Annotated in this window: 14 protein-coding genes; 6 read left to right on the top strand and 8 right to left on the bottom strand. The window is 35.8% G+C overall.

The annotated features are described in order from the left end of the window. Positions 1-15: 15 nt before the first annotated feature. The 3 genes from kduI (at position 16) to SB028_RS14705 (ending at position 2,759) form a co-directional block, all read left to right on the top strand. A complete protein-coding gene (gene kduI / locus SB028_RS14715; protein WP_069367641.1) occupies positions 16-846 on the top strand; it encodes a 5-dehydro-4-deoxy-D-glucuronate isomerase in 831 nt (276 codons plus the stop codon). 78 nt (positions 847-924) lie between these two features. Beyond that, entirely contained in the window at positions 925-1,680 is a 756-nt protein-coding gene (kduD, locus tag SB028_RS14710) for a 2-dehydro-3-deoxy-D-gluconate 5-dehydrogenase KduD (protein WP_069367642.1), read from the top strand. A gap of 17 nt (positions 1,681-1,697) precedes the next feature. Further along, a complete protein-coding gene (locus tag SB028_RS14705; protein ID WP_069367643.1) occupies positions 1,698-2,759 on the top strand; it encodes a glycoside hydrolase family 105 protein in 1,062 nt (353 codons plus the stop codon). Positions 2,760-4,462: 1,703 nt separating this feature from the next. Here SB028_RS14705 and SB028_RS14700 read toward each other — a convergent pair. From SB028_RS14700 to SB028_RS14665, 8 genes are all read right to left on the bottom strand, one after another. After that, positions 4,463-7,504, bottom strand: coding sequence for a chondroitinase family polysaccharide lyase (locus tag SB028_RS14700; protein ID WP_069367645.1), 3,042 nt, complete (start codon positions 7,502-7,504; stop codon positions 4,463-4,465). A 54-nt stretch (positions 7,505-7,558) separates the two neighbouring features. Further along, a complete protein-coding gene (locus tag SB028_RS14695; RefSeq protein WP_069367646.1) occupies positions 7,559-10,633 on the bottom strand; it encodes a chondroitinase family polysaccharide lyase in 3,075 nt (1,024 codons plus the stop codon). 11 nt (positions 10,634-10,644) lie between these two features. Beyond that, positions 10,645-12,810: an autotransporter domain-containing protein gene (locus SB028_RS14690; RefSeq protein ID WP_248619909.1), complete on the bottom strand. Its 2,166-nt coding sequence runs from the start codon at positions 12,808-12,810 to the stop codon at positions 10,645-10,647. A 36-nt stretch (positions 12,811-12,846) separates the two neighbouring features. Further along, positions 12,847-13,731 (bottom strand): OmpG porin family protein, encoded by an 885-nt coding sequence (locus SB028_RS14685; protein ID WP_069367648.1) that lies wholly within the window; start codon positions 13,729-13,731, stop codon positions 12,847-12,849. 146 nt (positions 13,732-13,877) lie between these two features. Next, complete coding sequence (locus SB028_RS14680; RefSeq protein WP_069367649.1) at positions 13,878-15,437, bottom strand: sulfatase-like hydrolase/transferase; 1,560 nt, start codon at positions 15,435-15,437, stop codon at positions 13,878-13,880. Positions 15,438-15,763: 326 nt separating this feature from the next. Then, entirely contained in the window at positions 15,764-16,255 is a 492-nt protein-coding gene (locus SB028_RS14675) for an acetyltransferase (RefSeq protein ID WP_069367650.1), read from the bottom strand. A 227-nt stretch (positions 16,256-16,482) separates the two neighbouring features. After that, positions 16,483-17,232 carry a YadA-like family protein gene (locus tag SB028_RS14670; protein WP_069367651.1) on the bottom strand — a complete coding sequence of 250 codons (750 nt, stop codon included), beginning with the start codon at positions 17,230-17,232 and terminating at the stop codon, positions 16,483-16,485. Between the two features lie 229 nt (positions 17,233-17,461). Continuing rightward, positions 17,462-18,289, bottom strand: a complete 828-nt coding sequence (locus tag SB028_RS14665; RefSeq protein ID WP_069367652.1) for a MurR/RpiR family transcriptional regulator — start codon at positions 18,287-18,289, stop codon at positions 17,462-17,464. A gap of 495 nt (positions 18,290-18,784) precedes the next feature. On the opposite strand from SB028_RS14665, the gene SB028_RS14660 reads away from it, so the two are divergent. The 3 genes from SB028_RS14660 to SB028_RS14650 all read left to right on the top strand — a co-directional run bounded on the left by SB028_RS14660 (position 18,785) and on the right by SB028_RS14650 (position 20,469). Beyond that, positions 18,785-18,985 (top strand): hypothetical protein, encoded by a 201-nt coding sequence (locus SB028_RS14660; protein WP_069367653.1) that lies wholly within the window; start codon positions 18,785-18,787, stop codon positions 18,983-18,985. Between the two features lie 317 nt (positions 18,986-19,302). After that, the gene (locus SB028_RS14655; protein WP_069367654.1) at positions 19,303-19,857 is read left to right on the top strand and encodes a cytochrome b; all 555 of its coding nucleotides are present in this window, start codon (positions 19,303-19,305) and stop codon (positions 19,855-19,857) included. Positions 19,858-19,890: 33 nt separating this feature from the next. Then, positions 19,891-20,469 (top strand): YceI family protein, encoded by a 579-nt coding sequence (locus SB028_RS14650; protein ID WP_069367655.1) that lies wholly within the window; start codon positions 19,891-19,893, stop codon positions 20,467-20,469. Positions 20,470-20,504 lie beyond the last annotated feature (35 nt).

Raw genomic sequence — 20,504 nt, 5'->3', positions numbered from 1 at the left:
AATGAGGTATTTATAATGGAAATTCGTCAGCCAATTCATAGTGAACATGCTAAAAGGCTTGATACAGAAGGACTTCGCAAGGAGTTCCTGATTGAAAACCTATTCTGTGAAGGGGAAATGAATCTCACTTATAGCCATATAGATCGCATTATTGTTGGCGGTATTGTTCCTACAACACAGCCTTTAGCGTTAATGGCAGGTAAAGCATTAGGCGTTGATTTCTTTTTAGAAAGACGTGAGTTAGGTGCCATTAATATTGGTGGTGCTGGCAAAGTGATTGTTGATGGTGAAGTGTTTGATATTGGTGCTCGTGAAGCGATTTACATTGGAATGGGTGCTAAAAGTGTTGAATTTACCAGTGATAGTGTAGAAACACCGGCTCGTTTTTATATGAATTGCGCGCCAGCCCATCATACTTACCCAACGCGCAAAATAACACAACAGCAAGCATCACCAGAAAAAATTGGTAATGTAGAAAACTGTAACGTTCGTACTATTTATAAATTCTTACACCCTTCAGTTTTGCCTACATGCCAATTGTCTATGGGGATGACGGTTCTTGAACCGGGTAGCCTATGGAATACCATGCCTTGCCATACCCATGAGCGTCGTATGGAAGTCTATCTCTATTTTGATATGAAAGAGGACAATGTGGTTTTCCATTATATGGGAGAACCAACGGAAACACGTCATTTAGTTGTCCGTAATGAGCAAGCCGTGATAAGTCCTAGCTGGTCAATTCATTCTGGTGTTGGCTCTGCATCTTATACCTTTATTTGGGGAATGGTTGGTGAAAATCAGGTCTTCCACGATATGGATCATGTTGCAATGAAAGATCTGAAATAATCACAAATAGTCATATTTTCTTTTTACCCTACATATAAAAAGGTGTGGCTTTATAGCCACACCTAAGAGGTTATTGTTATGAATTTATTCGATTTAAATGGCAAGGTTGCTATTGTCACGGGTTGTAATACTGGATTAGGTCAAGGCATGGCGATCGGTTTAGCCAAAGCGGGTGCAGATATTGTGGGGGTGGGTATTCAAGATGCACCTGAAACTCGTCAACAAGTAGAAGCATTGGGGCGTCGCTTTCATTACATTACGCAAAATTTAATGAAACAAGATGGATTGCAAGCGCTGGTGGATGAAGCCGTTTCTGTCATGGGGCGCATTGATATTTTAGTGAATAATGCAGGTATTATTCGCCGCGAAGATCTCTTGGAATTTAGTGAAAAAGATTGGGATGATGTGATTGATATTAATCAGAAAACACTGTTTTTTTTATCTCAAAAAGTCGCTCGTCAATTTGTGAAACAAGGAGAGGGAGGCAAGATAATTAATATTGCTTCTATGCTCTCTTATCAAGGCGGAATTCGTGTACCTTCTTACACCGCAAGTAAATCTGCAGTCATGGGATTAACTCGCGCATTGGCGACTGAACTTTCTCAATATAATATCAATGTAAATGCTATTGCTCCGGGCTATATGGCAACAGATAACACCGCGGCACTGCGTGCTGATGATGTTCGTAATGCCGCTATTGTAGAGCGAATTCCTGCTGGACGTTGGGGAACGCCTGAAGATGTTGCTGGTCCTGCGATTTTCTTAGCGTCTAAAGCGAGTGATTATGTAAATGGATACACCATTGCGGTTGATGGTGGTTGGTTAGCTCGTTAATTTCATGGAGAAGTAGGATGGAACACGCTAATACAGAGACTTTGCAAAGAGAGTTTGTATTACAAAACATGAAGCGAGTGTATCGTTATCAATCGGCTAATCAAGTTCGTAGTGTTCGCCGCCGTAGTGGTAAAACCCGTTTTATTAAAGACACTGATTGGGAGCGCGGTGTTTTATGGAGTTGCGTAAGTGCCGCATGGCAGGCAACGCAAGACGAAGAGTATCTTAATGGTGTGTTGAATTACACGTTACATACAGGATTTAGAACGGGTCCTAATGCTCGTTTCGCAGATGATCATGTTTGTGTACAAGCTTATCTTGCAGTAAGTCCGCTTTTTGAACAAACTGAAATTCTGGAGCCAACCATTAAAGCATTTGACATTATGCTTGATGATCCTAAACCGGGTCGTGAAGATTGGTGGTGGTGTGACGCTCTCTTTATGGCGCCTCCTGGTTTTGCTACTTTGGCTGAAATTACCAACGAACGACGTTATTTGGATTACATGCATACGGCTTATTGGGATGCGATTGAACATTTACGTGATCCTGAAACAGGGCTTATCTTCCGTGATCATCGCTATATTCCTGATGGTGAAGGCAATGAATTACGCGAGGCTAATGGTGAAAAAGTATTTTGGAGCCGTGGTATTGGTTGGGTTCTTGCTTCGATACCTCGTATCCTAAAATATATGCCTGATGATTATCATGGTCGTGAACGTTATATTGCATTATTTAAAGAATTAGCGACATCCATCCTAGATTATCAACATGAAGATGGTTTTTGGCGAACCAGCTTACTCGATCCTGATAATTTTCCTGCACCAGAAAGTTCAGCAACAGCGTTATTTTGTTATGGACTCGCATGGGGAATTAATCAGGGAGTACTAGAAAAAGAGGTGTATTTACCTGCATTAAACAGAGCGTGGTCAGCATTACAAACCTGTATTCATGACAATGGCATGATAGGCTGGGTACAACTTCCGGCATTTAATCCGCGAGAGGTCAAGTTTGAGCATAATATGGATTATGGTGCTGGTGCTTATTTATTAGCAGGAAGTGAAGTTTTAAGTCTTTTGTAAAATTCCTAGAGCGTTGATATTGAACTTTGTTATTTTTCTTGCACTTTACATACCTTCCGCGCAATATTTTCCTATCTAGGTTCCCGACCAAAAATAGGGGACGGTTTTTTATATAATAATAAGAGGTAACAATAATCTGTTACCTCTTATTATAAGTTAGGGTGCTTAGATAAAACACAACAATAGGATTGGGAAATTGTGGGGGAGTAATCCCCCACAAGATTAATATAACGTAAAAATATATTAATCTGAATTATTAAATATCCATTAGTTGGTGTGAATAAACGAAAGGTTTATTCTGTAATAATGCGTTATTCGATATTATCATCGTCACGATCATGAGTCCGATTAAAGAATATTTTTTCATTTCCTCTTGCACTCCGATAAAAATGGAGGCAGAATCAAATTGTCTATGTTTGAGTCCGCCTCGGTGAATATACAATATATTTTCCGGGGCTTTTCTCTTTCTGGTACTTGCGAAATGCTTGAACCAGATTGATCCAAGCACCCGCGCAGAGCATAGCAAACTATTTAAATGAGACAACACATTTATTAGCAATAATAAATAAAGGTATGACTCTTTATTATTTAGAGTAAATAATTGATTCGTTAAGTTATAAATAAAAGAAGAGGTAACAGATAATGGTTACCTCTTCTTGTAAATTAGGGCGCTTAGATTAAACCGTAATCACTTAATTAGAAAACTGCGGGGGATTGCTCCCCCACAAGGTTAGTGTTTATTATTAATAAACTTAACCTGAACATTTATATATTCACTCTGAATAGTGAAATTCTCGATTGGATTATTATAGAATAAAGTTATCAGTAATAGCGTGATATTTATACTTATAACAATCACTCTAATCAGAGAATATTTGTTCATCTTCTTGACAGCTCCTTTATAAGGAGGCAGAATCAAGTTCTCGTGTTTGAGTCCGCCTCGGTGAATATACACAATATATTTTCCGGGGCTTTTCTCTTTCTGGTACTTGCAAAATGCTTGAACCAGATTGATCCAAGCACCCGCGCAGAGCATAGCAAACTATTTAAATGAGACAATACATTTATTAGCAATAATAAATAAAGATATGACTCTTTATTATTTAAAGTAAATAATTGATTCGTTAAGTTATAAATAAAAGAAGAGGTAACAGATAATGGTTACCTCTTCTTGTAAATTAGGGCGCTTAGATTAAACCGCAATCACTTAATTAGAAAACTGCGGGGGATTGCTCCCCCACAAGGTTAGTGTTTATTGTTGATAAACTTAACCTGAACATTTATATATTCACTCTGAATAGTGAAATTCTCGATTGGATTATTATAGAATAAAGTTATCAGTAATAGCGTGATATTTACACTTATAACAATCACTCTAATCAGAGAATATTTGTTCATCTTCTTGACAGCTCCTTTATAAGGAGGCAGAATCAAGTTGTTGGGTTTGAGTCCGCCTCGGTGAATATACAATATATTTTCCGGGGCTTTTCTCTTTCTGGTACTTGCAAAATGCTTGAACCAGATTGATCCAAGCACCCGCGTAGAGCATAGCAAACTATTTAAATGAGACAATACATTTATTAGCAATAATAATAAAGGTATGACTCTTTATTATTTAAAGTAAATAATTGATTCGTTAAGCTGAGTTATAAATCATAATCTCCCGTTCTATGAGGGATATTATGATTTAAATGTTAGAAACTCTACTTAACCAAATCAATAACTATTGGTTTTGCTTGTGTGGTTGTTGTCGTAATTAGCGTATTATTATTTTGATGTTGAATATTAATACCGGATTGAGGTGTTGCTAATTTCCACATTCCTTTTATGGTAATTGTACTACTTGTTGGTTTAGGATCGGCTGTCAGCCATTGGCGAGAATAAATACTTACCTCAACCTGATTCCCCTTATTATCAACTTGATCCGCTTCAATACCTTGATATAAATTTAAATCAGGATTAACAATACTCAGCGTTAATTGTTGTTTTTGTATTTTAGCCATTACCATCGTTGGTGAGTTGCTCGATAATAATAAAGCTTGAGGGGAATTAATTTCGGTTGCTTCAAAGAATGCGTATCCCTCTTCTTGGGTTATTTTATCTTTTACAGCATGAAGCTGCTTATTATGTTGTAATACAGTGTATTCAGGTACTTTATTATCTTGTGATTCAATCGCTATCGCATACTCATAAGTTGCATTACTCGGCGCATTGCCATGAGAGATCACGGCTGTTGCAAATAGTTGTTCTGTTGGTTTTGAATTTCTATCATCAAGAGAATGCTGTTTTTGATAACTAAATTCTACCGTTTGCCCTTTACTCAACTTATATAAATTGCCCGCAGGATCAATTAAGGTATCTGCATTATTTAAAGTTAATTGAGTACCTAATTGGTTTACCTTTTTATCATTAATGATCACCGATTGTAATTTAGGAACGGCAAACTGGAATAGTGTTGTTTCTGTTGTATGTTGTTTATCATTATTTTCAATACCCGATCCTAACGCAATGACTCTATTATCAAATAAGAAATAGGATTTATTAGCCCTTAAGCTTTGCTGTTGATATTTACTGTGACCATGTAATTTCATGGCAAACATACTGTTATTATTAAGTGTATTAGCACCAGAATAGCTTTCTGTTGAAAGTAACATTTCTTCAATACCCGCAGCGGGTAATTGATTAAGTTTTGCCTCAAGTTCGTTATAGGGAAGATGAATTGTGGTTGTTCCTGGGTATCGATTCCAATCCCATCCAGCATGACTAAATCCTGATTGGGCTAAATCAGTAGGAATAATTTCCAATTGACCATACTGTAAATAGCGCCCATAGCGATTGTTATTTTCATAACTTTCATTACCAACCAGATAACGACTAAAACCACGAGCAATCGCAAGCCAGCTTTGCTGCGGTGATTGAGTTGATGCCCTGCGTTGCATTGCCATTGATGCATAATTCATGGACCATGCACCAACAGGTTCACTTTCAGCTTTAATACCTTCAAAATATGCTTTGTTGTCTAATTTTGCATAAGCGGCGGATAATGTGGGATCTAATTTCTGTTTACCATCAGGGGTTCCTGCTAATGCCATCCATTTAAATGGAGCAATACCTATTTTATGTAATCCAGTGGGATGACGACCACTTAATACCACCGGAATTTGCGTCTCTTTAGTGTAGATACGCATTTTTAATAAAACATCTTTTAAACGCTCATGTGCTGAAGTTGATAAGCGAAAAGGTGAATCGCTCAATGCATAAACACTCGGCGCTAAACCACCAAATGCGTCTTTAGCGTAAGCTGGGTAATGTTGTGAATGATGAAAAATAGAACCATCAGGTTTGAAGCCACCAGCAACTCCTTTTGAACTTAGTATGGTTTTATTTAACCAGTTTTGCAGTTGTGCTAAGGCGAGTTGGCGCTGTTGATAATCTGGTAACATCAGTAAGCTTTTTATCATCCATTGCAATTGAGTATTGAGAATATCGACATTTGCATCAACGATTTCATTATCTTTTTCAAAAATTCGCCCTGTGGCGTTGTACCACATCATTGCCTGTTGAGTGGGAGCTAAAAGGTTATTTTTTGCCAGAATATGACGACCAATAAACCATGCATCAAAAAGTTCTCTGGTTTGATATCCAACATGAGTAATAATTTGATAACCACTACCTCGTGTAAAACCTTGTTCAAGAACGTAACGAGTCCCTAATAAATAAAGATCTTCTAATCTTTTTCTATCGGCTACCGACAAGGAATTACTACGCAAATAAATAGCCGTTTGGAGAAGCGTTTTACCAACATCTCTTAGCATATTGGTATCAAGCAATGTTTCTTTCGTCTCTTCACTAAATACACCTTCAACTTTCATAAAGTTTTGTCGGTTAGGGTGATCGAGTGCTTTTCCTGTTATTGAGCCATCAGCGTGTTGTGTTAATGCTAGTTTTGCCCAAAGGGCTAAATTTTTATCTAGCATGTCTGATGTAATTTTTTTATCGCTGTTAATTCCCTGATAATATTCAAAACGCTGATAAATTGATGCCATTTCAGCTTGATCATCGCGAAACTCAGTATCGAAATTTAGAGTAGGATAATGATCTTTAAACATCTGATCGTACATCAATAAAGCACTCCAGTTTTTACTGACCATCGTGTTTACTGCATTATTTACGTATGGTGCTTGATAGTCAGGAACAGCCCAACGATTGTCTAACGGTACGCTCATAATAATTTGATCAAAAAAGAGAGTTCCAGCCTGATCTGGGGCTGTTATTACTAATTGATCAAACGAACCTTTTGCAGCACCTTGCATATCACGAAAGGGAACTGCAATACCTCGCCATCCCGTAAAATTAAGCTGAGTATCAAAACTTAATGCAACGGTATTATTTTGCTTAAATTGCAATGTTAATGGGAAAGCTTGAGGTTTTTCATTATAAATCCACATCATAAAAGTGAGTGGTGTAGCTGTATTTTTATCGTCTTGGTAATTCACTATATTATTCAACGTCAATGTTGATTGTGGTTGATATTGCCACTTAAGCGATTGTTCACCATCTTTAGCGTGCTGTTTACTTAGTGATAATTGATCCTTCTCTGAGGCGGTGAGGGTATTGGGTATTTCACTTTCAAAGAGATAAATATCACCGAAAGTTTCATGAGAAAGAGAGGGAGATGCCTGTGCGGGTAATGATAAACATAAGCTTAATGCCATTACATGTGCTAAAGGTTTTTTAATTAGCATAATCAGATTTCCTGCAAATAAAAAAGGAACACAAATGCGTTCCTTTTAGTGATATCAAGAGAGAGGCGAAAGTTTGATTTCTTGTGGAATACCAAAGTAACTGGTGAAAGTGAGTTCAGTGTTATCACCTGAAACGTGATATTTTACTTTGTTATTTTTATCAGTAGGTTCAGTTGGTTGCCATTTCCCATTGACGATAACATTGATAGTCACGGCAGTTGCTGCTTTTTGTCGTGTCATATTTAAATCAGGTGTCACGGCACTAATAGTCAGCGAATTTCCTTGATGATGAGCCATCACAATCGCGGGCTTATCGACCTTTTTGATCCATTTATCTTCAATTGAAGCGGATTGATAAAAGGCATATCCCGTTATATTGCTGAGTTTATCGTAAATAATATGCACATCTTTATCTTTACGAAGAACCTGATATAACCCATTGTTTTCTTGAAACTTCTGCGCTATTTCCCCCATTTTTTCAGGCGTTGCATCTAAAAAGACCATATACTCATAACTGGAGTCTTTAGGTTGAACGCTGTGATCAATCCACGCCGAACTGAAGTTTCCTTCTGTTGGTTGGCGATTTTTATTTTCAGCTGAAGTCTGGTGTTGACGACTGACATTCACTTTTTCAGCTTGAGTAATGAGGTAACCATTACCATTGCTATCAATTAACCAATCACCTTGTGTCAGTGTTGCTTGATAAGGAAAGGTTTCAACTTTTTGCCCATTAATCCAAATGGCGTTTAATTCAGGTGTAATAGCATATTGGAATAGGGTAGTTTCAACATTTTTATTTTTATCACTACTATTAATATTGCTACCGACAAAAATTAAATGATTATCCGCCGCTAATACGGTCTTTTTCGCGGTGAAATTAGGATCAAAACGTTCAAGATTGGTCGGATAAATAAGATCAAATGCCATCATGCCATATTTACCATCAAGGGCAGATGTCCCACTAAACCCTCGCTCTCCACGTTGCATTAACGTATGAGGTTTAGGGCTATCTAACTCTTTAAGAGGAAGATGAATAGTCGTTGCTCCTGGCATTCTATTCCAATCCCAGCCTTCTTGTTGATAGCCTTGTGAAAGTTGCGAACCATTACTGACTATCTGGACTACACCATGACTTTGATAACGGCCATAGCGATTATCTTTGTTATAAATTTCAGATGACCAAACATTGGTGTTATAAGCTTTCAATGTCACCATTTTATCTTGCCAGCGATGAATACCAAAAGCACCGCCATTAAAAGCATAGAAGCCTTGAGGTAAAGCCGCTGGCGCAATAGTTTCGCCAAAAATAGTAGTCGATTCATTTTGCGTTTTATCACTAATCGCAAGATAAATAGACGCGAGCTTTTTATCTGGAGATGGTTTTGCAGACATTGCAAGCCAGTAGTAGCCTTGAGCGACGGATTTTAACGATGGTGAGTTAAAAGGATGTCGCCCCGCAAGCGGTAATCCGACTTCTGGATTACTGTAAATCCACGCCGATACCATCGCTTTTTTCAAGTTATTCCAACCGCTTTCACCCACAGCAAAGGGAGTGTCACGCAGTAAATAAATAAGCTGAGAGGCATTTTTAAAGGCAGGGAAAGAGTAACCTGGGTAGTTACCTTCATGTCGCCACGCTGTACCATCAGGACGTAAACCATCTTTACCGCCTGGAGGAACTTGAGTTAATGCACCAGTAATGTAATGACTGAAAGTATTAACTAAGTTGATGCGCTTTTGATCATCAGGTTCTAGTAGTAATAAAGCCAAGTGTTGACGAGATAAGGTGTTGAAATAGTCTAAATCCGAGCTGTTTGCGCCTACCTTCATATCAAAACTACTTTTAAACTCTCGTGAATACCATAATAATGAATCATAAACTTGAGTTTGTAGGTTTGCTTCTTTTAAAGCATCAGACATTAATAGTGTGGAAATATACCACCAACGAGAACTGTATCCCCAGTGATGGGTTGTGACTAATGCACTCCCTTTAACAAAGCCTTGATCTAATAAATGCTTTGTCATTAATAAGTACATCTGTTTTAACTGGGCTTTTTGTGTCGGATCTTTTTCAAGAACATAAGCACGGCTGATATTAAACATTAATGTTGTGTAGTTACCAAGAATGACATAATTTTCAAAAAGTGGTTTATCTTGAGAATTAAGGTTTTCTGGTTGATAAATAATAGTTTGTTTATCTGTGATCAGATGTCGCCCTTGTATTCCGCCATCCGCTAAAACACGAATATTGAGTGCTTCAAAATCACTTTTTAATTTATTAATATTTTCTTCTAGTGCGAGATTTGTCTCTTTTTCACCACCTACAAATTCATTAATTAGGCGCTGGCGAATAAGATCAACCGCTGCTAAATTTTCGGGCGTCACTGGCAACGGAGGTTGCACGTTATGAAATTGGATTTCAGGCTCTGATAAACGTGTTTTCACTTGATAATCAGACCATTGATAGCGAGCATCATCGATAGAAAACATAATACGATCGATATAGATTTCACCTTTGCTCACATTAGATGGGGCTTGAAATCGAATACTGTCAACATTAGCGCCTAAAGATCGACCAATACTGTCTTGAGTACCATCGGAAGAGGTATTCATTGCATTTAAGGTCATTTCTCTATTTTCAAGATCGTTATTTAAAGAGATCCCAACAGCACGCCAGCCAGTAAAATTCAATTTTACTTTAAAACCTGCTTGCGCTTCACTGGTTGAATTGAGCCTCTCCCCAAAGTCGATAGTGAGATAACCATCAATGGGTTTTTCGTTATAAAGCCAAAATGATAAAACGGGGGTAGATGCACGTCCCCATGCTTTAGAGGCTTCTTTATCTGTCGGTACAATAAGCTTTTTATGTAACGTAAAGTGACTTCCACCTTTCCATTTCCATAACAAGGATTGGCTTCCCATAATGCTACGTTTATCAGATAACGTCAGTGTGGAGTCTTTATCTGATGAAAAGTCTGCTAATGGGTTACTTTGCGCAAAATGGTAGATTTCTGACTGCATCAGATTTTTAGGATCAAATGCAGGATTGTTGGTGGCTGCAATCGCATTATAAGGGGCGGATAGTAGCCCCAATGTGATAGCAAGTGCAGTAAAGCGAAATATCGGCATTATTTTTCTCCTTAGAAACGCTGGCTAACAGTGAAACCAATGCGTCCTTCATTGAACTTGTCATAACGCTGATATCCCATTGTTGTACCTAAATTCAACGACTGGGTAATATCGAGATTTGTCCCTAATTCAGCACTAATAATGTCACCACCAACACGATTTCCTTTAACATCAAAGGTACTTCCCCCTGTATTAAAATAGGTGAGGCTATGACGTTGATTAATATTATTGTTACCTGCAATATCTTTGATGTAACGCAGATTAAGGGATGGTGTTAATTTGCCATAAGCGGTTTGATAGCTATTCCATAAAGCAACTGAACCACCTAATTGATTAACAGCGTAGCGTTGGCCATTAGTTCGCATAGATAATGCAGCGCCTGTTTCTTCCCATGAATCAATATTGAGCCATTGATACTGGTAAGTCAGCATCGGTTTTATATGGATGAAATCAAAATCAAAATAGGTTCCAGCATTAATTTGATAACCTAATTGCACACCAGAATAATCACCTTTTGCTTTGGTATTTCCTTGCCATCCGGTATTGCCACCGATATCTCGCTCACTATCAACTGTGTAATAACCAATATTTAAATTACCGTTTAAGAATAATGTGTCACTATACCAACCGGTATAAGGCATAAATTCAAAATGGTTAATTTCTTTACTTGCATTACGTTGTTTCGCGTCAGCTTTGGCGTAGTTATAAGCAAAAGAAACACCAATAAGCGCATCTTGGTTAATTTCGTAATCAGTACCGATTTGAATACCTGTGCGGTAGGTGTTGTAACCGTTAATGCCATCTTGATGACTTTGTGTGCCATAACCGTATAGCATGTTTGCCCAACTATTCCAGCCAGCTTCTCTTTCTTCAATCGGTAATTGGTTGTCATAACGTAAATAGCGATGAGCGATATTATTGCGCATATCTTCAACCATAATTAAGCCTGCTTGAATATCACTACCATCAGCGATAGGGGCTAAATCGTTTGATAATTCAGCAATATTATTATCGTCATTTCCAGCTGCGACTAATAGACTCAGTGCTTCGTCTGAAACTTGGCTACGCGTATTATTAAATTCATTTAAAACAGTTGGAATAACAAAATTAGCTGCCGCTAATCCGTTTTCATTGACCCCACCACGTTCAGCTGCACTAATAAAATTATTGCCACCTTCATAGCTAATACCATAACGTGCAACTAGTTGATTGCCACTAACACCACCGCTAATATTAGGTGGTGTGGTTTCTAACCATGAATCTGTTTTTTCTAATAAAGGTGAAACATCGGGGGCAATAGCATTAGCGTCCGTAACTGTAATTCCCGCTTCATCTTTAATCGCTGAATTGGAAGAAATTAAAATAATATCTTTATTTATGATGTTATCGACACTAGTGCCTTTAAAATCTAATTTGGCTTGACTGCCTTTTTTAAAGGTAACATCCCCGTCAACATGAAGAATAGTTTCATCAGTATTGGTATTATCATCAAGGCGGAAAATTAGCTGGCTATTTTCCTTATTCATGAAATTCCCTTCCCAGTGAATTGTTCTGTCTTTTCCTTGGATAGTTAAATTGCCATGGTTTTCAATTAACGGAACTCCTGTAATTTTATACCCATCAAATAGGGCATTTTGAGCACCACCTTGATAAGCAAAATTTATTTTAGTATCCGCATGACCATTTCCTAGAATATCACCATGGATCTCACCATTGACATCACTTCTAAAACCTGTTTTCAATGTTCTAAAATCAATAGCCGCCGTTTTTCCACGAATAATGGCTCCGTCTCTGACATAAACACCGGTACCGCGTTTAGGAAATTCACCTTCAACCAATATGGCTGCGCCATTCTCACTGGTCACGTTAGCACCATTTAAGTTGATATTACTGCTAAAAGAAGCCCCTTGATTTATCTTGATGGCACTTGCACCATCCCCTGTAACCGTAATATTTTTTGTAATGGCTTGAGCTTTATATTCTGTTGACGAGCCATTAAATACAACGCCATCACCTTGGGAAACTGTAATATCTTTATTTATTTGCGCGGTATTACCGTCTTTAACATTCACGGTTTCACAAATATTTAAAGTGGGATCACATTCTGTTGCCCACGCTGAACCATAAATAGCTGATAAAATCGCAGCGCTCAAAAATAATAATTTTTTATTTTTCACAATATAACTCCATGAACAATTGTATAGTTTTAATTATTAGAATGTTGCTCGGAATGAAACTTTGAAATAATCCTGAGTTGATTTACTACCATCATTTTTATTTTCAACTCGTTCATTATAATATTCCGTCATGACTCGCCATTGTGGTGATATTTGATAAGCCATTTGTAAGGTATAACGTGTCATATCTTTTTCGATATAAACGCCTTTATTTGTTCTATCTTCTATTTTTCCAAAAATAGATTTACGCATTGATGGAGAAACAATTAATCCGATTGGTGTTGTCCAGTTTACATACATACGTAATTGTTGATTATGGTTTGTTTCTTTTGTGTCATATTCTTGATGTCGTATTGCTTGCTTACCACCATCAAAATAAGCAACGGTTGTATTAATATTAGGCGTGACAAAATAACGTAGACCAGGTTCAATTTCCCAACCTAAGTAATCCGTGTTTGTGACGCCATTACTACGTTTGTCTTCTTTCTTTTGTAAACCAAATAAAACACTACCAGTTAAAACCCAATCTTTATTAATTGGAAATTGGTAATTGGTTTTTGACTCATAAAAATCAATTGTTAATCGGCTACCATTATCATAATTAGTGAGGTCTTGACGTACTTTTAAACCGGGTTGGATCCAACCGTTATTTAATTTAAAACGATAACTACCCTGTAAATCATAACGCTGATAACGGTTCTTATTGTCATGTTCACGTTGACGAAAACCTACATCGAAATACCAGTTAGACTTATCGGGATTAATATTAAAATCTACACGATAACCAGAATAGTTATTGGGAGTATCGTAATCTGCTGTTTCCCAAGAAAACATGGCGTTGACATTAGCTGCCTGAGAATGAAAAGAAGTTAAACCTAAGCCAAGAAAAGGTAAAAAAAGAGCAATACGAAGTTTGTTCATGGTGTATATCCAATTCTTTATTCGCTTTTATTTGTGTCAATTTTTAGGTGTAGGACATCTTTCCCTTTATTTTATTAAAAGGATTTTTTATATCAGCGAATTGGGTTTATATATAGCGCCATAAAATTATGGCGCAGATATTTTTATTATTTTTCTTTACATGTTGATATTGTTTTATTTAATTTGTTGGTTGTTGCCGTAATGAATTCAGTGGCGCGCCAAGAATCTCCTGTTTTTTCCAACCAAGGGGTTAATTCTTCTTTAATTAATTTCTCAATTAAAGGCATATTATCTTTGGCTATATTTTTCATTTGATATGGATCGTTCACATTGTCATATAAAGTATATTTTAATGGTTGCCCATCTTGTCTATCTATAACCAAAGTATGAGTTTTTGTTCTTACACCTCGTTTACCGAATGAAGGCTCACCATAAGGAATAAAAAGATAAAGCTGAGAATTTGCTGTGTCACCTTTGCCTGTGATTACTCTATCCGCAAGATCAGTACCTTCTACTGAATCAGGGATCCATTCTGATAACCCAAGTAGTCCTAAGATAGTTGGGTAAATATCAGGTGCTGACATTAATGCATCGTCAGAGCCTGGTTTAATTTTACCCGGTAAACGAAACATCATAGGAACACGCATGGATTCTTCATAAGGATTATTTTTTGTTGCTTGTCCATTTGCGCCCAAGCAACTGCCATGATCAGAGAAGAAAACGACGAGAGTATTATCAGCAAGACCTTGTTTTTCTAATTCATCTACGATGCGACCAAATTGCTCATCAACACCGTTGACCATTGCCATATATTCTTTGAAATATTGAGGACCATAGCCTTCTTGATATTCAGAATCCCACTGCACATTAGGGCGTGTATTTAGCTCTTTTGATGTTTTACCTTGATAAGCATCGAGGTATTTTTTCGGTACTTGATCATAAGGTGAATGCGGTGGATTCATTGAAACCACTAATGCAAAAGGTTTTGAATTATCTCTAAATTGATTGTTTTCATTTTTGAGGAACTTAATTGCCATATCAGCTTCATGTTCAGGTCCCCATTGATCAATGTAAATTGGTTTATCACGAGGGGTATCGTTTGCCCAATACATTGGTTTTAAATGTAAATCATAAGTGCCATAAGAATACCAAAAATCAAAACCATGGCGTCTATCTGGTGCTGCCCATTCGTTCCAATAACGACCTTCCATTGGGTTATTATAACTTTCAATAAATGGTTCGTAAGGTGCGTCAAGGTGCCACTTACCAATATAGCCAGTGCTGTAATCGAGAGATTTTAAAACATCAGACCAACATTTTGCATAAGGTGATAAATCAATACCTACTTTGCCACCATAATCATGTGCATTTCCTGTAATGCCATTGCGAACAGGGTATTGGCCAGTCATAAACATGCCACGAAATGGGGAACAAAGAGGGTAGTTTGAAGCCATCTGCGTCATTACTTTGGCTTGCTTCGCAAATTTGTTCAAATTAGGTGTAATTGAAGGATCTTCCCCCATAAACTGTAATGCATGAGCACGCATTTCATCTGGGAAAACAATTAATAGGTTAGGGGCATTTTCTGGACGCGATCGCGTGTTAGAAGTCGAACTCCCTGAATTAGCAATAACAGGGGTAGAGACAGTCATTGCTGCACCGCTGGCTGCGAGTCCTTTGATAAAAGTTCTGCGGGAAACAGTCATTGCTTCCTCCTATTTTACGTTTACTTTCGATTTGGTGTCTTTTATCTTATTTATACTTTTGTATAAGATCAAAAAGTAAGTTAACGAAAGATCTAGAATTGAAAGGGAGATCACAGAATGATGTCAAATTGTAAGCAATTTGACAGCTAAAATAAGAGTTGGAATATTGTTAAGAATAGATTAACTTTTTATTGGTTTTTATATCTCATTGATTTTTATTGTTATTTTTTGTTTTGTGATGTCGGTTGCAAAAATACCGAATAGCTTCCATTTTCAGCCAGAAAATAGGATCACAGATTGTGTAAGTATTTTTCTTTCGTTTGTTTTCATTGTCCTTTTATTATCCACCAGGACGTATCTTTAAACTCAAAGCTTTTAACAAGCTTCATGCCTAATTTTTGATGTGCTTTTAGTGACCGAATATTTTCGCTATTAATGAATGCAATAGGGTTTCCGCCATGTAAAGAACAGATCTGTTGGTAGAGATCTTTTAATAGTGATTTTCCTCGATGTAATTCATCAATACAAACAGGGCCATAAAACCAATTGTTTTGCGTTATTTCAGGAAAGCGTTGATTAATAGCTTGAGCAACTGGAGGGATCGAAAAAGAGGTAACAGGAAAGCTAAAAACAACAGCAACAATCTTTTCTTGATAAAATGCAACAACAGCGCTAGTACTACTCTGATACATCGCCTCAACTTTATTTAAAGGGTATTCACCATATAATCCACCTTGCTGAGATTCAGAATTTTTTTGTAATAATAGTGCTACTGCACTAATATCTTTAGCCGTCATTTTTTGAAATATATAATTCATTTTTTATTCCTTTTTACTCTATTTTATAATCCTAGTATATAAAAAATAATGTACATTACAAAAAATATATCAGAAACACTAAAGTTATACTTATCAATTATTAGAATGATTTATTTATTATCAATTAAAATATTTTTATTATAAATAAGCAGTAATTTTATTTAAATTATTACTGCTTTAATTATAAAGTTATTTTTTTATAATCTGATTATAGTAAAGAAAATTGTTTACCAACCATAAGCTAGTCCACCACCAATAATAATTTCTTTTTCGCTATTAATGGATGAGTTTAGTCTAAATGCAATATCGTTATTGGGCTTATATTGCACACCTCCGGCAAATGCGGTGCCGGTTCGATAATTACTAATACCAATTCCACCACTTAATGTGTGATGAGCGAGATAAGGAATGCTCGTCATTGCAACTGATGAGGCAATACCGGCAAATACTTTTTTTTCTAACGCGATAATTTCTTTGTCTAACGTTGCTATTGAGTCTGTTATTTCAGCTGATCTTTTTCTGTAATAACTGTCAAAATCATTAACATGAGTTTTGAGATTACTGATATCTGCACTGACCGTTCTCTTTAGCTGATTGATGGTATTATTTGTTGCTATTCTATTTTTATCTACCATTTTTTTAGTTTGAATAAGATTAACGGCATCTGTATTGTTTTTTCCATCACTAATATTAACTAGTCGAGAAGTGTATTTATTTTCAATATTACCAAACGATACTGTATTTTCTTCTGTTGCTAATGAGTTAGGACCAATAGCAACTGAGTATGTATTTGTAGCTTGGCTATTGGTTCCTATTGCAATTGAACCGTTACCAGATGCATTACTTTGGTCACCTAGTGAAATACTGGGAATATTAACAATGACGGGTTCTTCTCTATTTTTCTTTATTGAATGTGTATTCGAGTAGGAGAAATTTGGAAATAAGAAAACAATTAAAAATAATTTTTTAAATAACATTTAATCTAATCCTTTAATAATCTTTGGTGGTATAAATTAATGCTAAATGATTATTTTTCTCATCACAAACAAAACATTCTGTATTTACTCTCAAAAATAGTTTTAAATAAAATGCTAAGCTATTTAATATGTGGTTAATGGTTATATTTCATTAGATAATATTTAAAAATATATTTATTTTATAAAAAGCTGCATCTTAATTAAGATGCAGCTTAAGATAAAAAAGTTATTAATGTTTTTTTCTAAAAGCAAAAGCAACAGAGATTGCTTGTAGCAAGCACATTGTTGACGTTTGGGAACGAAAGGTTTTTATTTGAGCTTCTTTAACCGTTAAACAAACATCACTTAAACTCGCTAATGGACTAATTGGGCTATCAGTAACAATAATCTGTTTTGCTTCTTTGTAAGTCGCCATTTCACACATTTTTTGCATTTCATCTGAATACGGATGGAAGTGAATGCCAAAGAGCACATCACGATGTGTAATATTTCTTAATTGCTCTTTGTACATCCCTCCTAGGCTGTTAACAAAAACAGTCTCACAAGGAATATGCGAGAGAGCATGAAAAAAATAGCTTGCAGCACTGAATGAGTGATGAAAACCACAAATATAAATTGTGTCAGCATGTTCAAGCAATTGTAATGTTTTATTTAACATTTCTCTGTGAGTTTGATTTGCCAATTGTTGCAATGAATGGCTATTTGCTTGTGCAAATTCTTGCAAGATATAGGCAGGCTCATTCAGATTAGGAGGCTCCTCTTTATATTTTTGTTTATAAGTTAAATTTTCATTTTCATTTACCATTTCATTCATCAAGTGGTTTTGAAATAATTGTTTCATTTCATTAAAGCCATTGAAATGAAATGCATTGGCAAAACGAATTAATGTTGATGGAGGAACATTTGCTTTATCTGCAAGGATCGCAATTGTATCAAATGCCACACTGTTTTTATTATCAAGTAGATAATGTGCAACCTGCTGTAGCCTTTTACTTAATCCATTATAGCGGGAGCGAACTTGTTCCTGTAGTTCATTCAGATTTGTTGCAGTAGACATAGTACCCTCAATAAAAATACTAGTATAATTGTAGTATTTTTTGCGTGGCATTTGAATGTTTTTAGCTAATAGTAATTAAAATGAAATATAGAGTTAATTCCAAATAAATTAATGACCTAAAGGTAATTATTTGATGTTTAAAACTCTATTTTATTTATTCTTTGTTAATTTTATTATAACCTTATGAAATTAATTTTCTTTATTTGAGATTAAATGAAATGATTATTTCATTTAACTAAAGTTATATTAATATTGATGTTGGTTTTATTTTAATGATTTTATTTTTATTTGACCTTGTTTGTTTTATGTTATTGTAAATTTAGCTTAGATTGTTATTTTTATTTGCTAATGTTGTCTCTATTTTAAATGTGAAGTTTTTTAATATCTTTGTGCGCAATGATCGATATTTATAATACGACGCTTGTTTTATTTGTTAATGATAGTAATTTATCACTATCTTAATTTAAATTTACTCTTACTCGTTGAGATTTTTATATGCAAAACGATCACCCATGGATTAGTTTATTAATGCACTATTGTCATGAACATTACTCAGAAATGATGCCTGTTATATTTTTTATCTGTATTGTAGGTATTATTTTTGGTGTTGTACGAGATATGCGCTGGTTATCCGTTTTTTTTACGGTTCCTTTAATTATTATTGTATTTTGCTTAATAAGTTCGAATCTAGGATAAATTAACAATACAATTGTATTTATAGCTAGACAATTGTTGTGTTGATCTTATTTCGTTGATTATTTTTGCCTCTATATTTATGTTTTATTATGTCTTTAAATACCTGCCAATACACCTATCTTAATTTTGAAAAAACTGATCTCACTATGTCATTGATTAGATAATCAACAAAGTGACTAATAAGAGCTTATTACTTATTGATTATTATTGATAATGATAAACAAATTATTTGTTGAATTATGGGCTAACAATTTATTTCCAATACACTAAAATAAGTAACATTATTTTAATGAATTAGAAACTATTGGGTTTTTATTATGCAATGGCGAAATAATACGTCTCGCTATGGGCACTTGTCACTCCTTTTACACTGGGGGACGGCGCTTACTGTCTATGGTATGTTTGCTTTAGGGCTCTGGATGGTGACGCTAGGGTACTATGATAGTTGGTATCATTCTGCACCTGAAATACATAAGAGTATTGGTATTCTGTTATTTATTGTTTTGATAGTACGTGTGATATGGCGTTGGATTTCTCCACCACCTAAAGCGTTATCAAGTTACAGTAAATTGACACGTATTAGTGCTCATATTGCACATATGCTTTTATATTTAATCTTATTTTCAATTCTGATTAGTGGTTATTTAATTTCGACCGCTGATGGGCAAGCTATATCTGTATTTGATTGGTTTTCAGTGCCCGCGATTTTTACAGGGGAAGCCAAACAAGCGGATTTAGCGGGTGATATTCATCTTTATTTAGCTTGGGCAGTAGTTCTTTTATCGCTATTACATGCTGCTGGTGGTTTAAAACATCATTTTATTGATAAAGATGTTACGTTAAAACGCATGCTAGGAATGCGGACTAAATAATTAAACTTATTAAACGAAATTATGGAGATAACAATGTTTAAGAAAGCTTTATTAGGTTTAACAGCAGGTGCGTTATTATTTAATGCAAGCACTGCTTTAGCAGCAGATTATGCCATTGATAAACAAGGCCAACACGCATTTATACAGTTTCGTATTCAACATTTAGGTTATAGTTGGTTATACGGTACTTTTAAAGATTTCGATGGTACATTTAGTTACGATAAAGAAGATCCATCAAAAGACAAAGTTGATGTCGTGATTAAAACAGGAAGCTTAGACACTAACCACGCAGAACGTGATAAGCACTTACGTAGCGCTGATTTCTTTAATGCAAGCAAATATCCTGAAGCTCGATTCGTCTCAACTCAAGTTACTCGTGATGGCGAAAATTATGTAGTGACAGGTGATTTAACATTAAATGGTGTGACTAAACCTGTTTCATTAAATGCAAAATTAATTGGTGAAGGTACTGATCCTTGGAAAGGTTACCGTGCTGGTTTTGAAGCAACAGGTAAAGTGAATCTGAAAGAGTTTAATTTTAAATCGGACTTAGGACCAAAATCACAAGAAGCAGAGTTAATTATCTCTGTCGAAGGTGTAAAAAAAGCGTAATTAAATGCTTTTTGTAAGTTAATAAAGCCAAACCG

This window comes from Proteus vulgaris, assembly GCF_033708015.1.
GTDB lineage: Bacteria > Pseudomonadota > Gammaproteobacteria > Enterobacterales > Enterobacteriaceae > Proteus.
The sequence above is the reverse complement of the archived record's forward strand: the minus strand, read 5'-3'. Positions and strand labels throughout refer to the sequence as shown.

Bases quoted from the DNA above. Each gene is read 5' to 3' on its own strand.
- kduI (WP_069367641.1), top strand. From the start codon at position 16: ATGGAAATTCGTCAGCCAATTCATAGTGAACATGCTAAAAGGCTTGAT.
- kduD (WP_069367642.1), top strand. From the start codon at position 925: ATGAATTTATTCGATTTAAATGGCAAGGTTGCTATTGTCACGGGTTGT.
- SB028_RS14705 (WP_069367643.1), top strand. From the start codon at position 1,698: ATGGAACACGCTAATACAGAGACTTTGCAAAGAGAGTTTGTATTACAA.
- SB028_RS14700 (WP_069367645.1), bottom strand. From the start codon at position 7,504: ATGCTAATTAAAAAACCTTTAGCACATGTAATGGCATTAAGCTTATGT.
- SB028_RS14695 (WP_069367646.1), bottom strand. From the start codon at position 10,633: ATGCCGATATTTCGCTTTACTGCACTTGCTATCACATTGGGGCTACTA.
- SB028_RS14685 (WP_069367648.1), bottom strand. From the start codon at position 13,731: ATGAACAAACTTCGTATTGCTCTTTTTTTACCTTTTCTTGGCTTAGGT.
- SB028_RS14680 (WP_069367649.1), bottom strand. From the start codon at position 15,437: ATGACTGTTTCCCGCAGAACTTTTATCAAAGGACTCGCAGCCAGCGGT.
- SB028_RS14675 (WP_069367650.1), bottom strand. From the start codon at position 16,255: ATGAATTATATATTTCAAAAAATGACGGCTAAAGATATTAGTGCAGTA.
- SB028_RS14670 (WP_069367651.1), bottom strand. From the start codon at position 17,232: ATGTTATTTAAAAAATTATTTTTAATTGTTTTCTTATTTCCAAATTTC.
- SB028_RS14665 (WP_069367652.1), bottom strand. From the start codon at position 18,289: ATGTCTACTGCAACAAATCTGAATGAACTACAGGAACAAGTTCGCTCC.
- SB028_RS14660 (WP_069367653.1), top strand. From the start codon at position 18,785: ATGCAAAACGATCACCCATGGATTAGTTTATTAATGCACTATTGTCAT.
- SB028_RS14655 (WP_069367654.1), top strand. From the start codon at position 19,303: ATGCAATGGCGAAATAATACGTCTCGCTATGGGCACTTGTCACTCCTT.
- SB028_RS14650 (WP_069367655.1), top strand. From the start codon at position 19,891: ATGTTTAAGAAAGCTTTATTAGGTTTAACAGCAGGTGCGTTATTATTT.